This window comes from Agromyces sp. NPDC058104 (assembly GCF_042884835.1).
GTDB lineage: Bacteria > Actinomycetota > Actinomycetes > Actinomycetales > Microbacteriaceae > Agromyces.
This window is the reverse complement of sequence record NZ_JBHVTD010000002.1, coordinates 310,478-333,665: the sequence shown is the minus strand read 5'-3', so window position 1 is coordinate 333,665 and position 23,188 is coordinate 310,478. Positions and strand designations below refer to the sequence as shown.

Annotated in this window: 20 protein-coding genes; 9 read left to right on the top strand and 11 right to left on the bottom strand. The window is 72.2% G+C overall.

From position 1 onward, the window contains the following. Positions 1-20 precede the first annotated feature (20 nt). The 7 genes from ACFVTH_RS09515 to ACFVTH_RS09485 all read left to right on the top strand — a co-directional run bounded on the left by ACFVTH_RS09515 (position 21) and on the right by ACFVTH_RS09485 (position 8,062). Complete coding sequence (locus ACFVTH_RS09515; protein ID WP_387089689.1) at positions 21-161, top strand: hypothetical protein; 141 nt, start codon at positions 21-23, stop codon at positions 159-161. Next, complete coding sequence (locus tag ACFVTH_RS09510; protein WP_387089687.1) at positions 158-304, top strand: potassium-transporting ATPase subunit F; 147 nt, start codon at positions 158-160, stop codon at positions 302-304. The genes ACFVTH_RS09515 and ACFVTH_RS09510 overlap by 4 nt, the downstream gene beginning before the upstream one ends. Next, entirely contained in the window at positions 304-1,983 is a 1,680-nt protein-coding gene (gene kdpA / locus ACFVTH_RS09505) for a potassium-transporting ATPase subunit KdpA (protein WP_387091833.1), read from the top strand. Before ACFVTH_RS09510 ends, kdpA begins: the two co-directional genes overlap by 1 nt. Beyond that, positions 1,980-4,160 (top strand): potassium-transporting ATPase subunit KdpB, encoded by a 2,181-nt coding sequence (gene kdpB, locus ACFVTH_RS09500; protein WP_387089685.1) that lies wholly within the window; start codon positions 1,980-1,982, stop codon positions 4,158-4,160. The genes kdpA and kdpB overlap by 4 nt, the downstream gene beginning before the upstream one ends. A gap of 113 nt (positions 4,161-4,273) precedes the next feature. Beyond that, positions 4,274-4,888 carry a potassium-transporting ATPase subunit KdpC gene (gene kdpC, locus ACFVTH_RS09495; protein WP_387089683.1) on the top strand — a complete coding sequence of 205 codons (615 nt, stop codon included), beginning with the start codon at positions 4,274-4,276 and terminating at the stop codon, positions 4,886-4,888. A gap of 4 nt (positions 4,889-4,892) precedes the next feature. Then, on the top strand, positions 4,893-7,376 hold the full coding sequence (locus ACFVTH_RS09490; RefSeq protein WP_387089681.1) for an ATP-binding protein: 2,484 nt from the start codon (positions 4,893-4,895) through the stop codon (positions 7,374-7,376). Then, complete coding sequence (locus tag ACFVTH_RS09485; RefSeq protein WP_387089678.1) at positions 7,373-8,062, top strand: response regulator; 690 nt, start codon at positions 7,373-7,375, stop codon at positions 8,060-8,062. The genes ACFVTH_RS09490 and ACFVTH_RS09485 overlap by 4 nt, the downstream gene beginning before the upstream one ends. A gap of 141 nt (positions 8,063-8,203) precedes the next feature. Here the strand turns inward: ACFVTH_RS09485 and ACFVTH_RS09480 are convergent, their stop codons facing one another. Next, a complete protein-coding gene (locus tag ACFVTH_RS09480) occupies positions 8,204-8,824 on the bottom strand; it encodes a DUF402 domain-containing protein (RefSeq protein WP_387089676.1) in 621 nt (206 codons plus the stop codon). A gap of 125 nt (positions 8,825-8,949) precedes the next feature. On the opposite strand from ACFVTH_RS09480, the gene ACFVTH_RS09475 reads away from it, so the two are divergent. Continuing rightward, on the top strand, positions 8,950-9,630 hold the full coding sequence (locus tag ACFVTH_RS09475; RefSeq protein WP_387089673.1) for a flavin reductase family protein: 681 nt from the start codon (positions 8,950-8,952) through the stop codon (positions 9,628-9,630). 49 nt (positions 9,631-9,679) lie between these two features. Here ACFVTH_RS09475 and ACFVTH_RS09470 read toward each other — a convergent pair whose 3' ends face one another. Then, positions 9,680-11,590 carry an NAD(P)-binding protein gene (locus tag ACFVTH_RS09470; protein WP_387089670.1) on the bottom strand — a complete coding sequence of 637 codons (1,911 nt, stop codon included), beginning with the start codon at positions 11,588-11,590 and terminating at the stop codon, positions 9,680-9,682. A 221-nt stretch (positions 11,591-11,811) separates the two neighbouring features. Here ACFVTH_RS09470 and rlmC point away from each other — a divergent pair, with 221 nt between their 5' ends. Beyond that, a complete protein-coding gene (gene rlmC, locus ACFVTH_RS09465; RefSeq protein ID WP_387089667.1) occupies positions 11,812-12,990 on the top strand; it encodes a 23S rRNA (uracil(747)-C(5))-methyltransferase RlmC in 1,179 nt (392 codons plus the stop codon). A gap of 33 nt (positions 12,991-13,023) precedes the next feature. Here rlmC and ACFVTH_RS09460 read toward each other — a convergent pair whose 3' ends face one another. The 9 genes from ACFVTH_RS09460 to ACFVTH_RS09420 all read right to left on the bottom strand — a co-directional run bounded on the left by ACFVTH_RS09460 (position 13,024) and on the right by ACFVTH_RS09420 (position 23,087). Next, on the bottom strand, positions 13,024-14,604 hold the full coding sequence (locus ACFVTH_RS09460; protein WP_387089664.1) for an SDR family oxidoreductase: 1,581 nt from the start codon (positions 14,602-14,604) through the stop codon (positions 13,024-13,026). Positions 14,605-14,705: 101 nt separating this feature from the next. After that, the gene (locus ACFVTH_RS09455; RefSeq protein WP_387089661.1) at positions 14,706-15,764 is read right to left on the bottom strand and encodes an agmatine/peptidylarginine deiminase; all 1,059 of its coding nucleotides are present in this window, start codon (positions 15,762-15,764) and stop codon (positions 14,706-14,708) included. 190 nt (positions 15,765-15,954) lie between these two features. Continuing rightward, positions 15,955-16,563 (bottom strand): TetR/AcrR family transcriptional regulator, encoded by a 609-nt coding sequence (locus ACFVTH_RS09450; RefSeq protein WP_387089659.1) that lies wholly within the window; start codon positions 16,561-16,563, stop codon positions 15,955-15,957. A 21-nt stretch (positions 16,564-16,584) separates the two neighbouring features. Continuing rightward, entirely contained in the window at positions 16,585-17,439 is an 855-nt protein-coding gene (locus ACFVTH_RS09445; protein ID WP_387089656.1) for an ATP-binding cassette domain-containing protein, read from the bottom strand. After that, complete coding sequence (locus ACFVTH_RS09440) at positions 17,436-18,437, bottom strand: ABC transporter ATP-binding protein (protein ID WP_387089653.1); 1,002 nt, start codon at positions 18,435-18,437, stop codon at positions 17,436-17,438. The genes ACFVTH_RS09445 and ACFVTH_RS09440 overlap by 4 nt, the downstream gene beginning before the upstream one ends. Then, positions 18,422-19,300: an ABC transporter permease gene (locus ACFVTH_RS09435; RefSeq protein ID WP_387089650.1), complete on the bottom strand. Its 879-nt coding sequence runs from the start codon at positions 19,298-19,300 to the stop codon at positions 18,422-18,424. The genes ACFVTH_RS09440 and ACFVTH_RS09435 overlap by 16 nt, the downstream gene beginning before the upstream one ends. Next, positions 19,297-20,241 (bottom strand): ABC transporter permease, encoded by a 945-nt coding sequence (locus tag ACFVTH_RS09430; RefSeq protein ID WP_387089648.1) that lies wholly within the window; start codon positions 20,239-20,241, stop codon positions 19,297-19,299. Before ACFVTH_RS09430 ends, ACFVTH_RS09435 begins: the two co-directional genes overlap by 4 nt. Continuing rightward, complete coding sequence (locus ACFVTH_RS09425) at positions 20,241-21,767, bottom strand: ABC transporter substrate-binding protein (protein ID WP_387089645.1); 1,527 nt, start codon at positions 21,765-21,767, stop codon at positions 20,241-20,243. Before ACFVTH_RS09425 ends, ACFVTH_RS09430 begins: the two co-directional genes overlap by 1 nt. Before the next feature lie 171 nt (positions 21,768-21,938). Further along, the gene (locus ACFVTH_RS09420) at positions 21,939-23,087 is read right to left on the bottom strand and encodes an agmatine deiminase family protein (protein ID WP_387089642.1); all 1,149 of its coding nucleotides are present in this window, start codon (positions 23,085-23,087) and stop codon (positions 21,939-21,941) included. Positions 23,088-23,188: the final 101 nt, after the last annotated feature.

Genomic DNA, 23,188 nt, shown 5'->3' with positions numbered 1-23,188 from the left:
TCCCGAACCCTGGAGTCTCCGTGCTCGACATCGTCACCCTCATCGGCATCCTCGCCGTCTTCGTGGTCGTCGGCCTCATCGCGAAGGGGGTCGAGCAGCTGGGCCCACGCGCCCGGGGCTCGGCCCGACGCGAAGCGGCGGGCGGAGAGGAGCGGGGATGATCGTGTTCGCGCTCCTCGCCGCCGCGCTGGGCATCGCCGCCGTCGTCTACCTCGTGGTCGCCCTCGTGAACCCCGAGCGGTTGGGCCCCCGACCCAGAGGCTCGCGCCAGCGCGAAGCGATGACGCGAGGGGGTCGGGGATGATGGGGGCTCTCCTCGCCGTCGCGCAGGCGGCCACCCTCGCGCTCATCCTCGGTCTGCTGTACCGCCCGCTCGGCGACTACATGGCCCGCATCTACACGAGCGACCGCGACGCCCGGCCCGAGCGCGGCCTCTACCGGCTGATCGGCGTCGACCCGCGCGCCGAGCAATCGTGGCCCGCCTACCTGCGCGGCGTGCTCGCATTCTCGCTCGTCGGCCTGCTGCTCGTCTACGCGCTGCAGCGGATGCAGGCCCTGCTGCCCTACTCGCTCGGCCTGCCGGCCGTGCCCGAGGGGCTCGCGTTCAACACGGCCGCTTCGTTCGTCGCGAACACGAACTGGCAGTCGTACTCGCCCGAGCTGACCATGGGCTACACCGTGCAGCTCGCGGGCCTCGCCGTGCAGAACTTCGTCTCGGCCGCCGTCGGCATCGCCGTCGCCGTCGCCCTCGTGCGCGGCTTCGCCCGGCGCGGCTCGGCGACGATCGGCAACTTCTGGGTCGACCTCGTGCGCGGCGCCTTCCGCCTGCTGCTTCCACTGTCGATCGTCGGCGCGATCGTGCTGCTCATCGGCGGCGTCGTGCAGGACTTCAACGGCTTCACCGAGGTGGCCACCCTCGCGGGCGGCACCCAGCAGCTGCCCGGCGGGCCGGTCGCGAGCCAGGAGGTGATCAAGCTGCTCGGCACGAACGGCGGCGGCTTCTTCAACGCGAACTCGGCGCATCCCTTCGAGAACCCGACCGCGTGGACGAACCTCTTCGAGAACGTGCTCATGCTCGCGATCCCGTTCGCCCTCCCCCGCACCTTCGGCCGCATGGTCGGCTCGAACAAGCAGGGCTACGCGATCCTCGCGGTCATGGCGACCCTCTTCGTGGTCTCGCTCACCCTGCTCAGTGCGATCGAGTCCGCGGGTCGCGGCACCGCGCCCGAGCTCGCCGGCGCCGCGATGGAGGGGAAGGAGGCGCGCTTCGGCATCTTCGGCTCGGCCCTGTTCGGCACGACCTCGACGCTCACCTCGACCGGCGCGGTCAACTCGATGCACGACTCGTTCACCGCCCTCGGCGGCATGATGCCGATGCTCAACATGATGCTCGGCGAGGTCGCCCCCGGCGGCGTCGGCTCGGGCCTCTACGGCATGCTCGTGCTCGCCGTGATCGCGGTGTTCATCGCGGGCCTGCTCGTCGGCCGCACCCCCGAGTACCTCGGCAAGAAGATCGGCCCGCGCGAGATCAAGCTCGCGAGCCTCTACATCCTCGTGACGCCGACCCTCGTGCTCGCCGGCACCGCGCTGAGCTTCGCGATCCCGGGCGTCCGCGAGGACGTCGAGCAGGCCTCGATCTGGAACCCCGGCGTGCACGGCATGAGCGAGGTGCTCTACGCCTTCACGAGCGCGTCGAACAACAACGGCTCGGCCTTCGCGGGCCTCACCGCGAACACCCCGTGGCTCAACTCGGCGCTCGGCGTCGCGATGCTGCTCGGACGGTTCGTGCCGATCGTGTTCGTGCTCGCGCTCGCGGGCTCGCTCGCCGCGCAGGGCAGGGCGCCGGAGACCGTCGGCACGCTGCCGACCCACAAGCCGCAGTTCGTCGGCCTGCTCGTGGGCGTCACGGTGCTCGTCACCGCCCTCACCTACTTCCCCGTGCTCACGCTCGGACCCCTCGCAGAAGGACTCAGCTCGTCATGACGCTCACCACCGCTCCGCACGATCCGGATGCCACGGCCTCCGCCGCGGCCGAGGGGCACCTCCCCCACCCGCACCCGAAGCCGAAGGCCCCGTTCGGGCCCCGCCAGCTCGTCGCCGCGCTCCCCGGCGCGCTGCGCAAGCTCGACCCACGGCAGATGTGGCGCAACCCCGTCATGTTCCTCGTCGAGGTCGGCGCGGCGCTCACGACCGCGCTGGCGATCGCCGAGCCCTTCCTCGGCGGCCCGGGCACCTCGGGCGGCAGCGCCGTGCCCGTGGGCTTCACGTGGACCATCGCCGCCTGGCTGTGGCTGACCGTGGTCTTCGCGAACGTCGCCGAGGCGGTCGCCGAGGGTCGCGGCAAGGCGCAGGCCGACACCCTGCGGAAGACCCGCACCTCGACGGTCGCGCACCGCGTCGACCTCTACGACGCGGTGTCCGACGCCCTCGCCGAGCGCAGCGCGCTGACCGACGTCTCGTCGGCCGAGCTGCGGCTCGGCGACCTCGTGGTCGTCGCGGCGGGCGAGCTCATCCCCGGCGACGGCGACATCGTGCAGGGCATCGCCTCGGTCGACGAGTCGGCGATCACGGGCGAGTCGGCCCCGGTCGTGCGCGAGTCGGGCGGCGACCGCTCGGCGGTGACGGGCGGCACGCGGGTGCTCAGCGACCGCATCGTCGTGCGCATCACCTCGAAGCCCGGCGAGACCTTCGTCGACCGCATGATCGCGCTGGTCGAGGGCGCGGCCCGGCAGAAGACGCCGAACGAGATCGCGCTGAACATCCTGCTCGCGAGCCTCTCGATCGTGTTCGTCGTCGTCGTGCTGACGCTCAACCCGATCGCCTCGTACGCCGCGTCGCCCGTGAGCATCACGGTGCTCGTGGCCCTGCTCGTCTGCCTCATCCCGACGACGATCGGCGCGCTGCTCTCGGCGATCGGCATCGCCGGCATGGACCGCCTCGTGCAGCGCAACGTGCTCGCGATGTCGGGCCGCGCAGTCGAGGCCGCGGGCGACGTCACGACGCTCCTCCTCGACAAGACCGGCACGATCACCTACGGCAACCGCCGCGCGAGCGAGTTCGTGCCGATGCCGGGCGTCGACGAGGCCGAGCTCGTGCGGGCTGCCGCGCTCGCCTCGCTCGCCGACCCCACCCCCGAGGGGAGCTCGATCGTCGAGCTCGCGGCGGCACGAGGCATCCGGTTCGATGTCGCGCCCGCCGGCGAGGTCGTGCCGTTCACCGCGCAGACCCGCATGTCGGGGCTCGACCTCGCCGACGGCACCGTCGTGCGCAAGGGCGCCGGCTCGGCCGTGACCGCGTGGGTCGAGGCATCCGGCCGTCTCGCCTCGCCGACGCTCGACGAGCTCGAGCAGCGCGTCGACGCGATCTCGACCGGCGGCGGCACGCCGCTCGTCGTCGCGGTGCACGAGCATGGTTCCGCACCCCGCGTGCTCGGCGTCGTGCACCTGAAGGACATCGTGAAGGACGGCCTCGTCGAGCGCTTCGCCGAGCTGCGTGCGATGGGCATCCGCACGGTCATGATCACGGGCGACAACCCGCTCACGGCCGCCGCGATCGCGAAGGAGGCGGGCGTCGACGACTACCTCGCCGAGGCGACCCCGGAGGACAAGCTCGAGCTCATCCGACGGGAGCAGAAGGGCGGGAACCTCGTCGCGATGACGGGCGACGGCACGAACGACGCCCCCGCGCTCGCGCAGGCCGACGTCGGCGTCGCGATGAACACGGGCACCTCGGCGGCGAAGGAGGCCGGCAACATGGTCGACCTCGACAGCGACCCGACGAAGCTCATCGACATCGTGCGCATCGGCAAGCAGCTGCTCATCACGCGCGGCGCGCTCACGACCTTCTCGATCGCGAACGACGTGGCGAAGTACTTCGCGATCATCCCCGCGATGTTCGCGGGGGTGTTCCCGGGGCTCGCGGTGCTCAACCTGATGCAGCTGCACTCGCCCGCCTCCGCCATCCTCTCGGCGATCGTCTTCAACGCGATCATCATCGTCGTGCTCATCCCGCTGGCGCTCCGCGGCGTGAAGTACCGCCCGGGCGGTGCCTCCGCCGTGCTCGGCCGCAACCTGCTCGTCTACGGGCTCGGCGGCATCGTCGCCCCGTTCGTCGGCATCAAGCTGATCGACCTCGTCGTCAGCCTCATCCCCGGCTTCTGAGCCCATGACCCCGTCACCGCTGCGCCAGTTCGCCATCGCGCGCGCCACGTCATCCGGCGCAGAGGCCGCCGAAGTGGCGCAGCGGCCGGAACTCACCTGAACGGAACAGGAACATGACCTCCACCCGCACCACGCTCCGCACCCACTGGGTCGCGCTCCGCGCCATGCTCGTCTTCACCCTCGTGCTCGGCGTCGCCTACACCGCCGCCGTCACCGCGATCGGACAGCTCGCCCTGCCGGCCCAGGCGAACGGCTCGCTCGTGCGAGACGCCTCCGGCGACGCCGTCGGCTCCTCGCTCATCGGCCAGTCCTTCGCGGATGCCTCGGGCGCACCCCTGCCCGAGTGGTTCCAGCCCCGTCCGTCGGCGGCCGGCGACGGCTACGACGGCGGTGCGTCGAGCGGCAGCAACCTCGGCCCCGAGAACCCCGACCTCGTGTCGGCGATCGGGGAGCGCCGGGCGCAGCTCGTCGACGCCGACGGCGTGGCGGGCGACGAGGTGCCGGCCGACGCGCTCACCGCATCGGCCTCGGGACTCGACCCCCACATCAGTCCTGAGTACGCACGCCAGCAGGCGGCCCGCGTGGCCGCCGCCCGCGACCTCCCCGAGGCCGAGGTGGCCGAACTCGTCGAGTCGCACGTGCAGGACCGCGATCTCGGGTACCTCGGCGAGCCGACGGTGAACGTGCTCGAGCTGAACCTCGCGCTGGCCGCGATGGTGGGAGACTGACGACATGAAGCGGGGGCGGTTGCGAGTGCTGCTCGGCGCCGCTCCCGGCGTCGGCAAGACCTACACGATGCTCGAGGAGGGCAAGCGGCTCGTCGGCGAGGGGCGCGACGTCGTCGTGGGCTTCGTCGAGACGCACGGGCGCAGGGCGACGGCGGCGATGACGCTCGGGCTCGAGATCGTGCCGCGACGGCCCTCGACGCATCGGGGCATGTCGATCGACGAGATGGATCTCGACGCGGTGCTCGCCCGCCGCCCCGAGGTCGCCCTCGTCGACGAGCTCGCCCACACGAACGCCCCGGGGTCGCGCCACGCGAAGCGCTGGCAGGACGTCGAGGAGCTGCTCGCCGCCGGCATCGACGTCATCTCGACGGTGAACACCCAGCACATCGAGTCGCTCGGCGACGTCGTGCTGCAGATCACGGGCGTTCCGCAGCGCGAGACGATCCCCGACCGGGTGCTGCGCGCCGCCGACCAGATCGAGGTCGTGGACCTCGCGCCGCAGGCGCTGCGCGATCGCCTGTCGAGCGGCCTCGTCTACCCGGCCGAACGCATCGACGCGGCGCTGTCGAACTACTTCCGGCTCGGCAATCTCACGGCGCTGCGCGAGCTCGCCCTGCTGTGGCTCGCCGACGAGGTCGACCAGGCGCTCAAGGCCTACCGCGCCGAGCACGGCATCGATCGCACCTGGGAGGCGCGCGAGCGCGTCGTGGTCGCGCTCACCGGCGGCCCCGAGGGCGAGACCCTGCTCCGACGCGGGGCGCGCATCGCGCAGCGTTCGTCGGGCGGCGAGCTCCTCGCGGTGCACGTCACGAATCCCGACGGCATGCGGGCGAGGCATCCCGGTGCCCTCGACCAGCAGCGGACGCTCGTCGAGCAGCTCGGCGGCACGTTCCACCAGGTCGTCGGCGAGGACGTGCCGCGGGCGCTCGTCGAGTTCGCGAGATCGGCGGATGCCACGCAGCTGGTCATCGGCGTGAGCCGTCGCTCCCGGCTCGCGGCGGCGTTCTCGTCGCCGGGCATCGGGGCGACCGTCATCCGCGAGTCGGGCGACATCGACGTGCACATCGTGAACCACGCCGCTGCCGGCTCGACCGTCTCGCTGCCGAAGCTCGGCGGGGCGCTCAGCCGCACCCGGCTCATCGCCGGCTTCGCGCTCGCGCTCGTCGCCGGGCCCCTGCTCAGCTGGCTGCTCTCGGCGCTGCACACCGAGACCTCGATCACGAGCGACGTGCTCGCCTACCAGCTGCTCGTCATCGTCGTCGCGCTGGTCGGCGGCATCTGGCCCGGACTCTTCGCGGCCGTCCTGTCGGGCATCACGCTCAACTACCTCTTCGTGGCCCCGCTGTACACGCTCACGATCGACGATCCCCGGCAGCTGCTCGCGCTCGTCTTCTACGTCGCGAACGCGCTGCTCGTGAGCTACGTCGTCGACCAGGCGGCACGACGCGGCCGCGAGGCCCGACGCGCGGCCGCCGAGTCGCAGCTGCTCGCCACGCTCGCCGGCAGCGTCCTGCGCGGCGAGGACGCGCTGCAGGCGATGGTCACCCGCACGCGGGAGGCGTTCGGCCTCACGGGCGTGCGCCTCCTCGTCGACGGCGAGACCCGCGTCGCCGACGGCGAGCCGGCCCGCGACGACCGGGTGACCGAGGTGCCCATCGGCCGGCGCGGGGTGCTCGAACTGCACGGGGCCGACCTCGAGGCATCCGAACGCCGACTGCTGCAGGTCATCGCGACCCAGCTCGACCAGGCGATCGAGCACGGCGCCCTCGCCCGGGCCGCCGAGTCCGCGGCCGGGCTCGCCGAGACCGACCGGGTGCGCTCGGCGCTGCTCGCGGCCGTCGGGCACGACCTGCGCCGACCGCTCACCTCCGCATCGGCGGCGGTCAGCGCGCTGCGCACCCCTGAGCTCGAGCTTCCCGCGGTTCAGCGCGACGAGCTGCTCGCGACCGCCGCCGAGAGCCTCGACGCCCTCGCCGAGCTCGTGACGAACCTGCTCGACGTGAGCCGGGTGCAGGCGGGCGCGCTGGCGGTCACGCTCGCGCCGACCGAGGTCGCCGACGTCGTGTTCCCCGCGCTCGACGAGCTCGGCCTCGGACCGGGCGACGTCGAGCTCGACCTCGCCGACGACGTGAGGCCGGTGCTCGCCGACGCCGTGCTGCTGCAGCGGGTCGTGGTGAACCTGCTCGCGAACGCCGTCAGGCACACGCCGCCCGGCGAGCGCGTGCGGTTCTCGGCGTCGGCGTTCCGCGGGCGGGTCGAGCTCCGGGTCGTCGACCGCGGGCCCGGCATCCCGCCCAAGCGGCGCGACGAGGTGTTCACCCCGTTCCAACGGCTCGGCGACACCGACAACGACACCGGGCTCGGGCTCGGGCTCGCCCTCTCGAAGGGGTTCGTCGAGGGCATGGACGGCACACTGGAGGTCGACGACACCCCGGGCGGCGGCCTCACCATGGTCATCACCCTGCCGGCAGCCGAGGAGGCGCGATGAGGATCCTGCTCGCCGACGACGACGGCCAGCTGCAGCGGGCGCTGCGCATCACGCTCGGCGCGCGCGGCTACGAGGTGGTGTCGGCCCGCGACGGCGCCGAGGCGATCGACCTCGCGGCGAGCGCGCACCCCGACCTCGTGCTGCTCGACCTCGGCATGCCGAAGGTCGACGGCCTCGACGTGATCCGCGCGGTGCGGGCGTGGTCGAGCGTGCCCATCCTCGTGCTCTCGGGCCGCACCGACTCGGCCGAGAAGGTCGAGGCGCTCGACGCCGGCGCCGACGACTACGTCACCAAGCCATTCGCGATGGACGAGCTGCTCGCCCGCATCCGCGCCAGGTCGCGTCGCCCCGCCGACGAGGTCGACGCGGCAGCCGTGCACCGCATCGGCGAGCTCGAGGTCGACCTCGCGGCGAAGACGATCCGGCCCGCGGGCGACGACGGGCACGCGGCATCCGTTCGCCTCACGCCGACCGAGTGGCGGCTGCTCGAGCTCTTCCTCAAGCATCCGGGGCGGCTGCTCACCCGCGAGATGCTGCTCGGCGAGGTGTGGGGGCCGTTCCACGCGAACGACGCGGGCTACCTGCGGCTCTACGTCGCGCAGCTGCGCCGCAAGCTCGAGCCGGTTCCGGGCACGCCCCGGCACTTCCTCAACGAACCGGGCATGGGGTACCGCTTCGAGCCGTGAGCGGTACCCGGGTGCAGTCGCCCGTCACGGTCGCGCGTCACGGTTGCGCCGCCGCCTCACCGTTTCAGGAAATAGGCGGCTGCTCAGGACGTTTTCGACGATTCCGTCCTGAATAGTTCGCATCTTCCTGAATCGCTGAGTTCACCCGCCGAGCCCGCCGAGCCCACCGAGCCCGCCGAGCCCGCCGAGCCCGCCGAGCGCACCCTCCCCGCCGAGCGCGGCGAGACGCTCGAACCAGTGGGCCGCGGTCGCGCCGTCGAAGGGCGCCTCACGCCGACGGACCGCGGCGAGCACCGCATCGGCGTCGGCGCGCACCCGCGCGACGAGCTCGGCCGGATAGGAGAACGCCACGGCGTGCTCGGCGAACTCGGCCTCGTCGTCGATGAACGGGGCCTCGCCGTCGCGCGCGACCACGTCGAGGTCGAGGTCGACGTACGAGACGGTCCAGCCCGAGGCATCCGCCCGCCATTCGGGCACGGTGGCGAGGTCGACGTAGATGCCGAGACCGCGCGGATGGCCGAGGTTGAACGCGGGCAGCCATCCCGTCGGGCCGACGAGCGTGAGCGACGGCCAGTCGGCGGTGAACTCGTGGCCCGGCCGGGCGAAGCGCGTACCGGGCCCGAAGCCGATCCAGTCGCCGTGCACGTCGGCGCCGAGCCAACGGCCGTCGAACGCCCAGTGCGGCGCCTCGCCCCACTTGAGCGCGCGCACGCGCACGGGGTCGCCGAGGCGGGGGCGTCGTGGCGTGGAGAGGTCGCTCATCCGACCACCGTAGCGTCGGCACCGGCGGGCACCCGCGGCGGCCTGCCCCGACGCGAGGTCCGGAACCCGCCGGAGGCGCGGTCACCGCCCCGCGAGGCTGGAACCCCGACCAGGAAGGCGAGCACGTGGGAACCCTGACCCAGATCGACGCGCACACGCACAGCCTCCGGCACACGCCGATCTCGCCGGCGATCCTCTACTTCGGCACCCAGGTGTCGCTGCTCTCGACGGTCGACGAGGAGGGCCACCCGAACCTCGCCCCGAACTCCTCCGTGTGGTGGCTCGGCCAGAGCGCCATGCTCGGGGTCGCCGCCCGCAGCCAGACCGGCCGCAACATCCTCGCGACGGGCGAGGTCGTGATCAACCTGCCCTCGGTCGACCACGTCGACGCCGTCGACCGGCTGGCCCTCACGACCGGCCGCGACCCGGTCTCCGAGCGCAAGGCCGCGGCGGGCTACCGGCACGTGCGCGACAAGTTCGGCCTGGCGGGGGTGCGGCCGATGCCCGCCGAGACCGTCGCGCCCCCGCGGGTGGCCGAGTTCCCGGTGCACCTCGAGGGCCGGGTCGTCACGATCCATCCGATGGGCGGCGCCGCGACGGCGGCCGGGGCCAGCCTGCTCGCGGTCGAGCTGGGCATCACCCGGGTGCACGTGGTCGAGTCGCTGCGCCAGGCCGGCCATGCGAACCGCATCGACCCCGAGCGCTGGCGACCCCTCATCATGAACTTCCAGCGCTTCTTCGGCCTCGGCGGCGAGGCCATGCCGTCGCGCCTCGCGAGCATCGACGAGGAGTGGTACCGCGGGTGACCCCGGCCGGCCGAAATGAGCACGGCCGGGGTCGCCCGCGAGGCCTCGCTCAGCTCAGCTCGGCCACCGCGCGGCTCGCCTCGTCGACCGCGGCGTGCGTGTAGCCGAAGGCCTGCGCGTCGGAGTTCGCGATCGTGATGTTGCCGTGCCTGCGGCGCGCGGCCTGGAACGGCTGCTGATCGAGCGGACCGAAGATCGACGGGTCGGCGATCGAGTTGTACTCGTACGCGTAGCCGTGCGACCAGCGGTTCACCGTGATCGCGGCGATGTCGCGCTTCGCGTCGAACCCCGCCGAACCGAGCGACCGCTGCATGAGGTCGCGGATGTCCCGCTCGAAGTCCTCGAACGTCACCTGCAGCAGCTTGCGGCGACCCGCCTTGTGCTGGTCGCGGGTGATGCGTTCGCCCGGCAGGTTCGGCGTCTTCGACAGCGAGACGACGATCGGCTCCTTCGGGTCGCGCGCCGAACGGTAGCCGCCCTGGTCGGTCGGGGTCGCGAGGCCGAGGCTGTCCCAGAAGTGGTGGTACGGCGTCACCCGCGAGACGCCCGCGTTCGCGAACGCCGTCCAGTTCTTCAGCGCGACGCGCGCGTAGACGAGCGGCACCTTGACGCCGTAGCGCATCGCCTCGACCTGATCGGCCGGCAGCCCGTCGACGACGTACGAGGAGACGGCGTTCCAGCACGCCATGACGACGTGCTTCGCCTCGACCCGGTACGCCTTGCCGCCGTTGACGTAGTCGACGTCGATCGGACCGCTCGTGCCCGAGCGGTGGCGCACCGCGGTCGCCATGCTGTTCAGGCGGATCCGCACCTTCGACTTCGGGTGGTCGAGCAGCGCGTAGTTCGCCGAGGCGCCGATGATGCTCTCCTGCGTCTGCACGCCGCCGAAGACCTGCGGCACGAGCCGGGAGACGAGCAGTCGCGAGACCGTCGCCCCGCCGTCGGGGAAGTAGTAGAGCTCCTCGTCCGTCGTCGTCAGCGTCATCGCCGGCGTGCGGCCGATGCCCGGGTACGGCTCGGGGCTCAGGCCCAGACCGCCGAAGCCGGGGTAGCCGACGCCCCAGCAGTCGCCCGCGGGCACGGCCTCGATGCCGGCGCCCCAGAGCCCGTGCGGCCGCTTCTGGTAGTAGACGAGCGCCTCGTCGCCGACGCCGACGAGGTTCTGCAGGTACTCCCGGTACGTCATGCGCGCGAGCGCCTGCTTCTTCTCGGCGTCGCTCATGCCGGGCAGCACGTCGTCGCTGAACGTCTCGATCCGCATGATGTCGTCGCGAGCCTGCTGCGAGAGCGGAAGACGCGACACGAGCGAGGCGGTCGACTCCCCCGGCGCCCGGCGCAGGAAGGTGTCGGCGCCGAACGACTCCTCGGGGAAGAAGTACCCGTTCGTGAGTCCCATCGAGCCGTAGAGCCCCGTGTCGACGCCCTCGGCGAGCTCGGCGAAGTCGATGCCGAGGTCGTCCATGAGCTCGAGCGACGGGGCGTTCCACGTGTCGGGGCTGTCGAGGTTGACCATGCCGCCGTTGCTGAGCAGCGTGCGGCCCCGCACCGAGAACTCGTTCCGGTGCTGGTGACCGCCGAAGTCGGCCAGCGCCTCGACGACGAGGATGCGCGCGTCGGCGCCGAAGCGCTTGCGGTAGAAGTGCGCGGCCGCGAGGCCGCTCACGCCGCCGCCGACGACCACGAGGTCGTACGCTTCGCGCAGTTCCTTGGGCTTGCCGAAGTCGGCCCCGCCGAAGGTCGCACCGTGGCCGGCCGTGCGGGCGGCGTCGGTCTGCCCGACGAGCCCCGTCTGCCGCGGGCGGCTCGCGGCCGCGTGGCCTCCGCCGGCCTGCGCGTGCGCGGCTCCGCCCGGCACCGCGGTGAGTGCCGCGGCGCCCGCCACGACGGCCATCCCGTTGAGCAGATCGCGTCGGCTGATGCCCGCCGACATCCCCAGTTCGTCGTCCCCGTGCTTCGCCATCTCGACTCCTTCGTCTCATGCCTCATCCGTGCCCGCAGGCTAGCGACGCCGCCACGACAGGGTCAACGATTTCGTTGCACAATCTTCGAAATCTGACGATCTCGTCGGTGTTCGCAGCGATATCCGACGAAATCCGAAGGGCGCGCCGCGGCGGCTTGCATTTCACGGCTGCGCGAGCCGCGGGCGACCGAGCACCGCGCCCGGCGGCCTACGCTTGACGGGTGGACTGCGCGTACTTCGACGCCGGGCGCTGCACCTCGTGCGCGCTCATGGGTCGGCCGTACCCCGAGCAGCTCGCGGGCAAGCAGCGTCACGCCGAGGAGCTGCTCGCCCCCTTCGACGTGCCCGAGTGGCTCGCGCCGGTCGCGAGCCGCGAGGACGGGTACCGCAACAAGGCGAAGATGGTCGTCGGCGGCACCGTGGATGCCCCCACCATCGGCATCCTCGACGCCGACGGGCACGGCATCGACCTCGAGGCGTGCGGCATCTGCTCGCCCGGCCACCGGGCGGCGTTCCCGGTGCTCGCCCGATTCATCACCCTCGCCGGGCTCACTCCGTACGACGTACGACGTCGCGCGGGCGAGCTCAAGCACCTGATCGTCACCGAGTCGCCCGACGGCGAGCTCATGATCCGATTCGTACTGCGCTCGACCGAGCCCGTGCCGCGCCTGCGCAAGCACCTGCCGGCGCTCCTCGCCGAGCTGCCGCACGCCCGGGTCGTCACCGCGAACGTGCTGCCCGAGCACAAGGCGGTGCTCGAGGGCGAGCACGAGATCGTGCTCACCGAGGCGCAGACCCTCGCGATGCGGCTCAACGACGTCACCATGCACCTGCGCCCGCAGAGCTTCTTCCAGACGAACACCGAGATCGCCGCGGCCCTCTACGCCGAGGCCCGCGACTGGATCCGCGATCTCGCACCCGACTCGGCGTGGGACCTCTACTCGGGCGTCGGCGGCTTCGCCCTGCACATCGCGGGCGGCAGTGCCGCCGTCGACGGCGACGGCGCCTCCCACGGCCCCGAGGTCACGGGGCCCGAGGTCACCGGCATCGAGACGAGCGTCGAGGCGGTCGCGAGCGCCGAGCTGAGCCGAACGGATGCCGCGCTCTCGCGCCTGCGCTTCGCCTCGGGCGATGCGACCGACTTCGCGCTGCGCGCGCGACCCGGCGACGCCCCCGACCTCGTCATCGTCAACCCGCCCCGGCGCGGCATCGGTGCCGAGCTCGCACGCTGGCTCGAGGCATCCGAGGTCTCGCACGTGCTCTACTCGAGCTGCAACGCGGCCTCGCTCGCGAAGGACCTCGCGGCGATGCCGTCGCTGCGCCCGGTCAAGGCGCGCGTCTTCGACATGTTCCCGCAGACCACGCACTTCGAGGTGATGGTGCTGCTCGAGCGGCGCTGACCGGGTGCCGCGGGTCTCGCGCTGCGGCGGCGGTCATCCCGACGTCGGGTCGCCGCCCGGCGAGTCCGACCCGGAGGTCCGATCCCTGCCCTCGGCGATCGCGACGATCAGGTTCTGCATGCCCGCGAAGATGACGCCGTGGAACGGGAGGATCGCCCACCAGTAGAGGCGCCCGCTGAGGCCCTTCGGGAAGTACACGGCCCGCTGGGTGTACCGTGAACCGCCGTCACTCGGCTCGCAACGCAACTCCAGCCAGGCACTGCCCGGGAGCTTCATCTCGGCGCGGAGCCTGAGCAGGCGCTCCTCCTCGCAGGCCTCGACGCGCCAGAAGTCGATCGCGTCCCCGACTGCGACACGCGTTCTGCTGCGGCGCCCGCGCGAGAGGCCGACACCGCCGACCAGACGGTCGGCCCAGCCCCTGAGCGACCAGAGGACCGGGGTCGAGTACCACCCGTTCTCGCCGCCGATGCCGGCGATCACCGACCACAACGCCGCGACGCTCGCCGACGTGTCGCGCGATCGATCGTCGGTGAACACGGTGCGGCCCGCCCAGTCGGGATCGCTCGGCAACGGGTCGCTGGGCGCCTCGGGCACCTTGGCGTCGAGCCAGCTCGTCTCGACCTCGTCGATCTCGACCCGGCCGAGCGCCAACGACACCGCCTCGCGGTACGGCGTGAGCCCGCCGGGCGGCGGCGGGATGAACGCGTCGATGTCGTGGTCCTGCATGACGCAGTCGTTCTGCAGCGACTCGACGAGCGGCCGGGCCAGCGCACGAGGGATCGGCGTCACGAGGTTGACCCAGTGGGAGGCGAGGGTCGGCGTGAGCACCGGGAGCGCCGCGATCCCGCGCTGCGGCAGGCCGGCCTCGATCGCATAGCCGTTCATCATCTGCCCGTACCGCCACACATCGGGGCCGCCGATGTCGAACGCCCGGTTCATCCCGGCCGGAAGATGGGCGGCGGCGAGGAGGTAGTAGAGCACGTCGCGGACCGCGACGGGCTGGATGAGGTTCCTGACCCAACGGGGCGCGGGCATGTACGGAAGGACCTCGGTGAGATGGCGGATCATCTCGAAGGACGCCGAGCCCGATCCGATCACGACGCCGGCCTGCAGCGCCACGGTCGGCACTCCGGACCCGAGCAGGATCTCTCCGACCTCCACTCGGGAACGCAGGTGGTCGGAGAGCTCCGCCTCAGGCGGATGCAGGCCGCCCAGGTACACGATCCGGTGGACCTTCGCGTCACGCGCCGCCCGGGAGACGACCAGCGCCACGCGGCGATCGAGGTCGGCGAATCCTCGGCCGCTCGTCATCGAGTGGATGAGGTACCAGACGACGTCGACGTCCTGCATCGCACGGGCGACGGCGTCGGCGTCGCGGGCATCGCCGACGACCACATCCACGTCGGAGCCCCAGGCGAACGCCGCCAACCGCTCGGGGCTGCGCACGAGGACCCGCACGCGGTACCCCGCCGCGAGGAGGCGCGGCACGAGCCTGCCGCCGAGGTAGCCCGTCGAGCCCAGGACGAGTGCCCGCTCCGCGGTGCCGTCGCCTCGCAGGCGCGATCGCAGCGCGGGTTCGCGCCCGGTCGGCGCCGTCAGGGAGTCCACCCTCATGCTCGAACACCTCCCCACGTGATGCCCATCCTCCACCTTCCTCCTGACGGAACCAATGGGCGTCCGAGGCCGCGAGGTTCTGCGCGGTCAGGTGCAGCCGATCAGGCGACGACCCCCGCGGCCGGCACCTGCTGCGTGATGCAGTGCGGCCCGCCGCCGCCGAAGGCGATCGTCGAGCCGGGTACGCCGACGATCTCGCGGTCGGGGTGCACCCGGGCGAGGAACTCGAGCACCCCCGCGTCGCGCTCGTCGCCCTCGACGGGCACGATGACGGCCCCGTTGGCGAGGTAGTGGTTCGCGTAGGAGACCTCCGACTCGAGATCGGGGTCGAGGAGGTCGATCTCGAGCGTGCGGCCAGCGGCGTCGCGCGAGCCCCGGAGCCGGGCGAGGTTCTCACGGGCGCGCTCGTACTCGCTCGAGCGCGGGTCGGAGGGCACCTCGAGCAGCACCCGACCGGGGGCGACGTACTGGGCGACGCCGTCGACGTGGCCGTCGGTGCCCGCCGGGCCGACGTCGAGGCTGTGCCCGAAGGGCAGCCAGGTCACCGTGGTGACGCCGAGGTAGTCCTTGAGGCCCTGCTCGATCTCGGCCTTCGACAGGTGCGGGTTGCGGTTCGGGTTGAGCAGGCACTGCTCGGTGGTGATGAGCGAGCCCTCGCCGTCGACGAAGAAGGCGCCGCCCTCGAGCACGAACGGGGCCCGGAAGAGCGGCACTCCGAAGTGCTCGGCGAGCCGCTCGGGGATGAGCCGGTCGCTGTCGTGCGGGTGCCAGCGACCGCCCCACGCGTTGAAGCCGAACTTGACGGCGGCGAGATCGCCGGCGGCGTTCGTGACGAAGGCCGGCCCGCTGTCGCGCGCCCACGAGTCGTCGACGGGCACCTCGAGGGGCTCGACGCCCGCGCCGCAGAGGCTGCGCACCTCGGCGGCGCGGCCGGGGTTGCAGAGCATGACGACGTGCTCGAAGGCGGCGATCGCCCGGGCGACGGCGGCGTAGTCGCGCTTGGCCTCCTCGAAGCGGTCCTTCCAGAGCTCGCGGCGCGCGGGCCAGATCATCACGCAGGCCGAGTGCGGCGCCCATTCGGCGGGCATCGAGTAGCCGGCCTCGGCCGGGGTCTGCGTCGAGCGGCCGGCCGCGGCCGGGGTGGGAGTCGTCTGAGTCACGGCGGACCTCCAGGGAGTGCGCGTCGGTGCGGAATGCGATGTCCCAACTATTTTGGATGAGAACCAAGATTCTCGCAACTGCGCTCGAGTCGACGAACGGGATGCCTCGCCGCGCCCCGTGGGCATGGCGAGGCATCCCGTCTCGAACCTCGTCGAGCAGGGCACGGCGGTCCGCCTCGGCGCGCCGCCGTCAGCGTCGCGCGGGCTCGCCCAGGAACGCCGCGCAGGTCTGCATGCAGAGCGCGAGCAGCCGCTCGTGGTCGACGCCCGCCGCCCCGACCGTGAGCTGGATCGAGAGTCCGTCGATCGTCGCGGAGAGGATCTGCGAGACCTCGTCGAGCTCGTCGAAGGCGAACGCGCCGCGCTCGCGCCCGTACTCGAGCACGTCGCGGAGGATCTGGCGCCAGCCCTCGTCGAGCTCGTTGTGCACCTCGGAGACGACGTCGTCGGTCGCCGCGTCGGACCAGACCTGGAACCACAGGATCCAGCCGGGGTCGCCGCGCCCGTTCGACGCCGAGAGCTCGATCAGCCGCTCGAGCCGGGCCCAGGGCTCGACGATGCCGCCGAGCTCGGCCTCGGCCTGCTCGACGAGCTCCTCCTCGCTCTGACGGATCGCGAGCATCAGCAGCTCGGTCTTCGAGGGGAAGTAGTAGGTGATGTGCCCGGGGCGCATGCCCGCGCGCTCGGCGATGTCGGAGACGCGCACGTTCGCGAGGCCGAGCTCGGCGATCGCCTTCGCCGCCGCCTCGACGACGAGCTCTTCGCGGGCCCTGCCCTTCGCGCGCCGGTCCGTCACCACGTCACACCGCCGTCCCCTCGCTCATCGCGTCACCATCCTAGCCAGCGGCTCCGGCGCAGCGGCCGGCTCCACGGCGGCCCAGGCCGCCCCCATTCGCGGCGCCGCCGCGAGCAGGGTCGCCGTGTACGGGTGGTGCGGGTCGCGGAAGAGCTCCTCGGTCGGCCGGTCCTCGACGATGCGGCCCGCGGTCATGACCACGAGCCGGTCGGTGAGGTGTCGCACGACCGCCAGGTCGTGCGAGATGAAGAGCAGGGTCAGGCCGAGCTCGACGCGCAGCCGCTCGAGCAGGTTGAGGATCGCGGCCTGCACCGAGACATCCAGCGCGGCGACCGACTCGTCGGCGATCAGCACCTCGGGCTCGAGCGCGAGCGCCCTGGCGATGCCCACCCGCTGGCGCTGCCCGCCCGACAGCCGACGCGGGTACACGCCGAGCAGCGACACCGGCAGCTCGACGAGCTCGAGCAGCTCCGCCGCGCGCGTCGGCACCTCGCGTGCGGGCACCATCCGATGCACCTTCAGCAGCTCCCCGATCGTCTGCCCGATCGTCATCGAGGGATTGAGCGACGCGCTCGGGTCCTGGAAGACCATCTGGATGCGCCGGGTCGCCGCCGGCGTGCGGTGCCCTCCGAGCGGCTCGCCGTCCAGGGCGAGCGAGCCCGCGGAGAGCTCGACGAGTCCGACGATCGCGCGGGCGAGGGTCGACTTGCCGCACCCCGATTCGCCGACGATGCCGACCGCCGAGCCGCGCTCGACGACGAGGTCGACGCCGTCGAGGGCGTGCACCTCGGGTACCGGGCGACCGCGCAGCCGGGCGGCGAACGCCGAACCCGTCCGGTAGCTCACCCGCAGGCCGTGGGCCTCGAGATACGCGCTCATGCGCCGACCTCCAACAGCACCTCGGGGTGGATGCACGCCGTCGCGCGCCGCTCGTCGTCGCCGACGAGCTCGTGCCTCGCGACCCGGCAGTCGTCCTGCGCGAACGCGCATCGCGGGGCGAAGCGGCACCCCTCGGGGAACCGCCGCGGGTCGGGCGGCGAACCCGGGATCGTCGCGAGCGCGCCGCCGAGGCCCGCGAACGAGGGCGCCGAGGCGAGCAGTGCGGCCGTGTACGGATGCCTCGGCGAGCGCAGCACCTCCTCCACCGGGCCGATCTCGACGATGCGGCCGGCGTACATCACGGCCACCCGGTCGCAGACCTCGGCGACGACCGCGAGGTCGTGCGAGACGAACACCATGGCGAGCCCGCGCTCGGCGCGGAGGCGCCGCAGCAGCTCGAGGATCTGCGCCTGGATCGTGACGTCGAGCGCGGTCGTCGGCTCGTCGCAGAGCAGCAGCTCGGGCTCGGTGGCGAGGGCTGCGGCGATCATGACGCGCTGGCGCAGCCCGCCCGAGAGCTCGTGCGGCCACATGCGGGCCCGCCGCTCGGGCTCGGGGATGCCCACGCTCGCCATGAGCTCGAGCACCCGTGCCCGCACGTCCCGCCGGGGCATCCGCCGCCGTGCGCTGACCGCCTCGCCGATGAGCTCGCCGACCCGCATGGTCGGGTTGAGCGCCGTCATCGGCTCCTGGAAGATCATCGCGACGCCGTGCCCGCGCACGCGCTCGACATCGCCGGCGTCGGTTCCCGAGCCCGCACCGCCGGCGAAGTCGAAGCGGATGTCCCCTGCGGCGGTGCCGCCCGGCGGAAGCAGCCCGAGCACGGCCTTCAGCGAGAGGCTCTTGCCCGACCCCGACTCGCCGACGATGCCGAGCGATTCGCCCGGTGCCACCGCGAACGAGACCCCGTCGACGGGATGCATCGTGCCTCCGCCGAGCGCGAGATCGACCCGCAGCCCGTCGACGCCGAGCACGGGCCGGCTCACTTCCTGGTCCATTCTTCGATTCCCTCTCCGATGAGGCTGAGCCCGAGGCCGAAGCCCACGACGACGAGTCCGGGCACGGTCGAGAGCCACCACTGCTCGCGGATGTACGGCTGGCCGGCCGCGATCATGGCGCCCCACTCGGGCGTCGGGGCCTGGATGCCGAGACCGAGGAACGAGAGCGCCGCGAGTCCGAGCGTCGCTCCGACGATGTCGCTCGGCAGGTAGACGAGCGTCTGGCCCACCGAGTTCGGGAAGACGTGGCGCCAGAGCACCCGGCTCGGCGACAGCCCGGAGGCGCGGGCCGCCGAGACGTACTCGAGCCCGCGCGTGCGCAGCACCTCGGTGCGGATGAGCCGCGCGTACGCGACCCACGCGATGCAGGTGAAGGCGACGAGGATCGAGGTGACCCCCGGCCCGAGCACGAAGACGAGCGCGATGATCAGGATGTACGTCGGGAACGCCTGCACGACGTCGGAGACGCGCATGATGACGCCGTCGGCCCAGCCGCCGCGGAACCCGGCGATCGCGCCGAGCGCGGTGCCGAGGATCGCGGGCAGCGCCGCCCCGAGGAACCCGACGAGGAGGTCGATGCGCGAGGCGTACACGAGGCGGGACACGACGTCGCGGCCGAGCTCGTCGGTGCCGAGCCAGTGCTCGGGGCTCGGGTCGGCGAGGGCGTTCACGATGTCCTGCTCGAGCGGGTCGTACGGCGCGACGAGCGGGGCGAACACGGCGACGAGCACGTACGCGGCGACCACGCCGGTGCCGACCCACACGCGACGCGGGAGTCGCACGCGCTCGGCGCCGATCACGGAGCGGGCCGGCATGGCGTCGGCCGCGGCGGCGGTGACGGTGGTGACGGTGCCGGGGCTCATGACTCGACCTCCAGTCGCGGGTCGGCGATCGAGGTGATGACGTCGGCGATGAGGAAGACGAGCACCACGGCCACGGCGAACAGCAGGGTGTAGCCCTGGATCGAGGGGATGTCGCGCTGCCTCGCCGCGAGCACGATGCCCTGCCCGATGCCGGGCAGCGCGAACGTCGTCTCGATCACCACGGCGCCGAAGAGGAGGTAGCCGAGATTCAGCGCGAGGATCGAGACCGTCGGCGGGGCGGCGTTGCGCAGCACGAAGCGCGACATGATGCGCGAGCGGCCGATGCCGAGCGATCGGGCGGTCGTCACGTGCTCGGCGCCGAGCACCGTGATCATGCTCGCCCGCAGGCTCCGCACCTGCAGCGGCGCGATCGAGAGGGCGAGGGTGAGCGCCGGCAGCGCGATCGAGCGCAGGTGCTCGGCCGGGGTCTCGCCGAAGCCGCCGACCGGGAACCAGCCGGTCGGCAGCGCGACGGTGAGGATGAGGATGATGCCGACCCAGAACGACGGCATCGCGAGGGCGACGAGCCCGAAGGCGCGGGTGGCGTGGTCGAACGGGCGGTCGGGCCCGCGTGCCGAGAGGATCGCGAGCGGCACCGAGATCACGAGCGACAGCAGGGTGCCGAAGCCGAGCAGCCACACCGTCACCGGGATCCGCTCGCCGATGAGGCTCGCCACGGGCTCGTTCGACTTGAACGAGTAGCCGAGGTTGCCCGTGAGCACCTCGCCGACGTAGCGGAGGTACTGCACGATCGCCGGGTCGTCGAGGCCGAGCTGGGCGCGGACGACCGCCAGCTCGGCGTCGGATGCCCGGAGCCCCACGATGAGCCGGGCGGGGTCGCCCGGCGTCACCTTGAGGATGAGGAAGACGAGCAGCACGATCGCGAAGAGCAGCGGGATCGCGAACACGACCCGCTTCGCGATGAAGAGGTAGCGGCCCATCAGCCTTCGCCGACCTCGATCGTGTCCCAGTAGTACATGCCCCACGGCGCGGCGCTGAAGCCCGAGACGCGATCGGCGACCCCGTGCAGCACCTGGAACTCGGCGAGGCTGATGGCCTGGGCGTTCGCGAGGGCGTCGTCCTGCACGGCCTCGACGATGGACTGCTTCTCGTCGGGCGACTCGGTCGCGGTGTAGGCGAAGAACTGCTGCTCGACGGTCTCGCCCTCGAAGCCGGTGAAGAGCCACGAGGTGCCGTGGATCCAGCCGAGCGGGTCGATCACATCGGGCGAGACGGCGCCGTACGACCAGAGCACCATGTCGGCGTCGAGTCCGTACGCCCGGCTGAGGAACGCGCCGGTCTCGAGCGCGGTGAGGGTGACCTCGAGGTCGAGCTCGGCGAGGTTGGCCGCGACGACCTGCGCGACGAGGTGGTCGGTGGGGTTGCCGGCGTCGTAGATGAGCTCGAGGGGGCCGGGCTCGGGCGTCGCCGAGTCGGCGAGCAGCTCGCGCGCCTCGTCGAGGTCGAGCGCGAAGGGCGCGGCACTCGGTGGCGCCCAGTTGGCGAGGTTCGGCGGGATGATTCCGCGCGGTGCCGAGCCGTAGCCGCGGAACGCGCCCTCGACGATGGCGTCGTAGTCGATCGCGTGCGCGAGCGCGCGACGCAGCTGCGGGTCGTCGAGGGGCGCCCGGGTCGTGTTGAAGCTCAGGTGCTCGACCTGCCCGACCGGCAGGTCGACGAGGCCGTCGCCGTACTGCTTCGCGTCGATCGCCGAGACGTACTCGGCGATGTCGACCTGGCCGGCCTGGAACTGCGCTCCGCGCTCGGTCGCGTCGGCGACGACCTCGATGACGACCCGGTCGAGGTACGGGCGCCCCTCGAGGTAGTAGTGGGGGTTCTTCTCGAGGGTGATGCGGCCGCCCGGCGTCCAGTCGGCGACGACGAAGGCCCCGGCGCCGACCGGCTTCGCGAAGTACTCCTCCTTGGAGAGCCCGCCGAAGTCTTCGGGGAAGATCGCCGACGACGACCACGTCATGAGCACGGGCAGGGTCGAATCGGGGGCGGCGAGGGAGAACACCGCGGTGCGCTCGTCAGGCGTGGTGACCCCGGTGAGGTTCGCGTACAGGGCGCCGTAGTTCGGGCCCTCGGCCCAGACGCCGGCCGAGAAGGCGACGTCGGCCGAGGTGAGGGGGCTCCCGTCGCTGAACGCGGTGCCCTCGCGCAGCACGAAGGTCCAGGTGAGCGCGTCGGCGTCGTAGCTCCACGACTCGGCGAGGCCGGCCTCGACGCCGGTGCCGTCGGGTGCGACGCGCAGCAGCGGCTCGAGCACGCCCTGCAGGGTCTGGTAGGTCGAGTAGGCGGCCGCCTTGTCCGGGTCCCAGCCGTCGAACGACTCGGCGCGGGCGACATGGAGGGTGCCGTCGTCGGCCGGGTCGGCGGCGCTGCCGGCCGGACTGCAGGCGGCCAGCGCGGCGACCGCGAACGCACCGGCGAGCGCGGCGAGCGCCTTCATCATGGAGGGGGCCATGAGGGACTCCTGTCCCCGATGACGACGTCGTCATCGGTCAAAATTGGATGATATCCAAACATCATCATCGCCAGTCGCCCGCTTGTCAAACGACGGCGGACCGCCGGCCTCCGGGCACGAAAAGGCCCGGGGTGCGTCGGCGCCCCGGGCCTCGTCGTCGACGCCGTCGAATCACTCCTCGGGTTCTCCCGGGAGGTCGTGCGTCGCGCAATGGATGCCGCCGCCGCCCGAGGCGACGGTGTCGATCGCGATCGGCACGATGTCACGGTCGGGGAACTGCTCCTGCAGGATGTCCCGCGCGCGGCGGTCTGCGCTGCGGTCGCCGAACTCGGGCAGGAAGACGGCGCCGTTGGCGATGTAGAAGTTCACGTACGAGGCGAGGAAGTCGTCGCCCTCGCCCCGGATCTTCGCGAAGTCGGGCTGCGGCAGCTCGATGACCTCGATCGCGCGCTCCGTGGCATCCGTCGCGCCGTCGAGCACCGAGCGCGCCTGGGCGCTCGAACGCGCCCACACGTCGTCGGGCGCGCCCGGCCCCGGCACGTCGAGCAGCACGACGCCCGGTGCGACGAAGCGCACGAGGGAGTCGATGTGCGCGTCGGTGATGTCCTCGCCGACGACGCCGTCGAACCAGATCACCTTGCGCATGCCGAGCAGCTGCATCAGCTCGGCCTCGAGCTCGTCGCGCGAGCGGCCGGGATTGCGATTGCCGTTGACGATCGAGCTCTCGGTGACGAGCAGGGTGCCGAGCCCGTCGGTCTCGAGCGAGCCGCCCTCCGCGACGAGCGAGGCGACGACGCGGGGGATCCCGAACTCGCGGAGGAACGCCGCCGCGACCCCCGAGTCGTCGTCGTGCAGCTGCTTTCCGCCCCAGCCGTTGAAGTTGAGGTCGACGCCCTCGAGGCCGTCGGGGCCCTCGACGAAGACCGGCACGGTGTCACGGGCCCACAGATCGTCGACCGGCACGGTCACGACCTCGACGTCGTCGCCGGCCTCGTACGCGGCATCCTCCTCATCGCCGGGCGAAGCGAGCAGCACGACCGGTTCGTACCCGGCGATCGTCGCGGCGATGGTCGCGATGTCGTCGCGCACGTACGGCAGATCCTCGCCCCAGATCGCGGCGGTCGGCCACGACATGACGGTGAGCGCATGCGACTCCCATTCGGCTCCGAGCCTGCGGCCCATGGCGCCCTCCCCTGCCGTGCGGCCCGACGCCGACGCGTCGGGGTGCGTCGTGGGGGTGCAGCCGGCCGCACCGATGCCGAGCAGGCCGAAGCCCGCTGCGGTGAGCACCCCGCGCCGAGAGATCACGAATCCCGACACGTGTCACCTCCTATGAATTGGATATCATCCAATATAGGTGGAGGCTCCGCCCCGCCCTCGCTGAACGACCCGCTCCATGGCGCATTCACAGCGTGGCACGC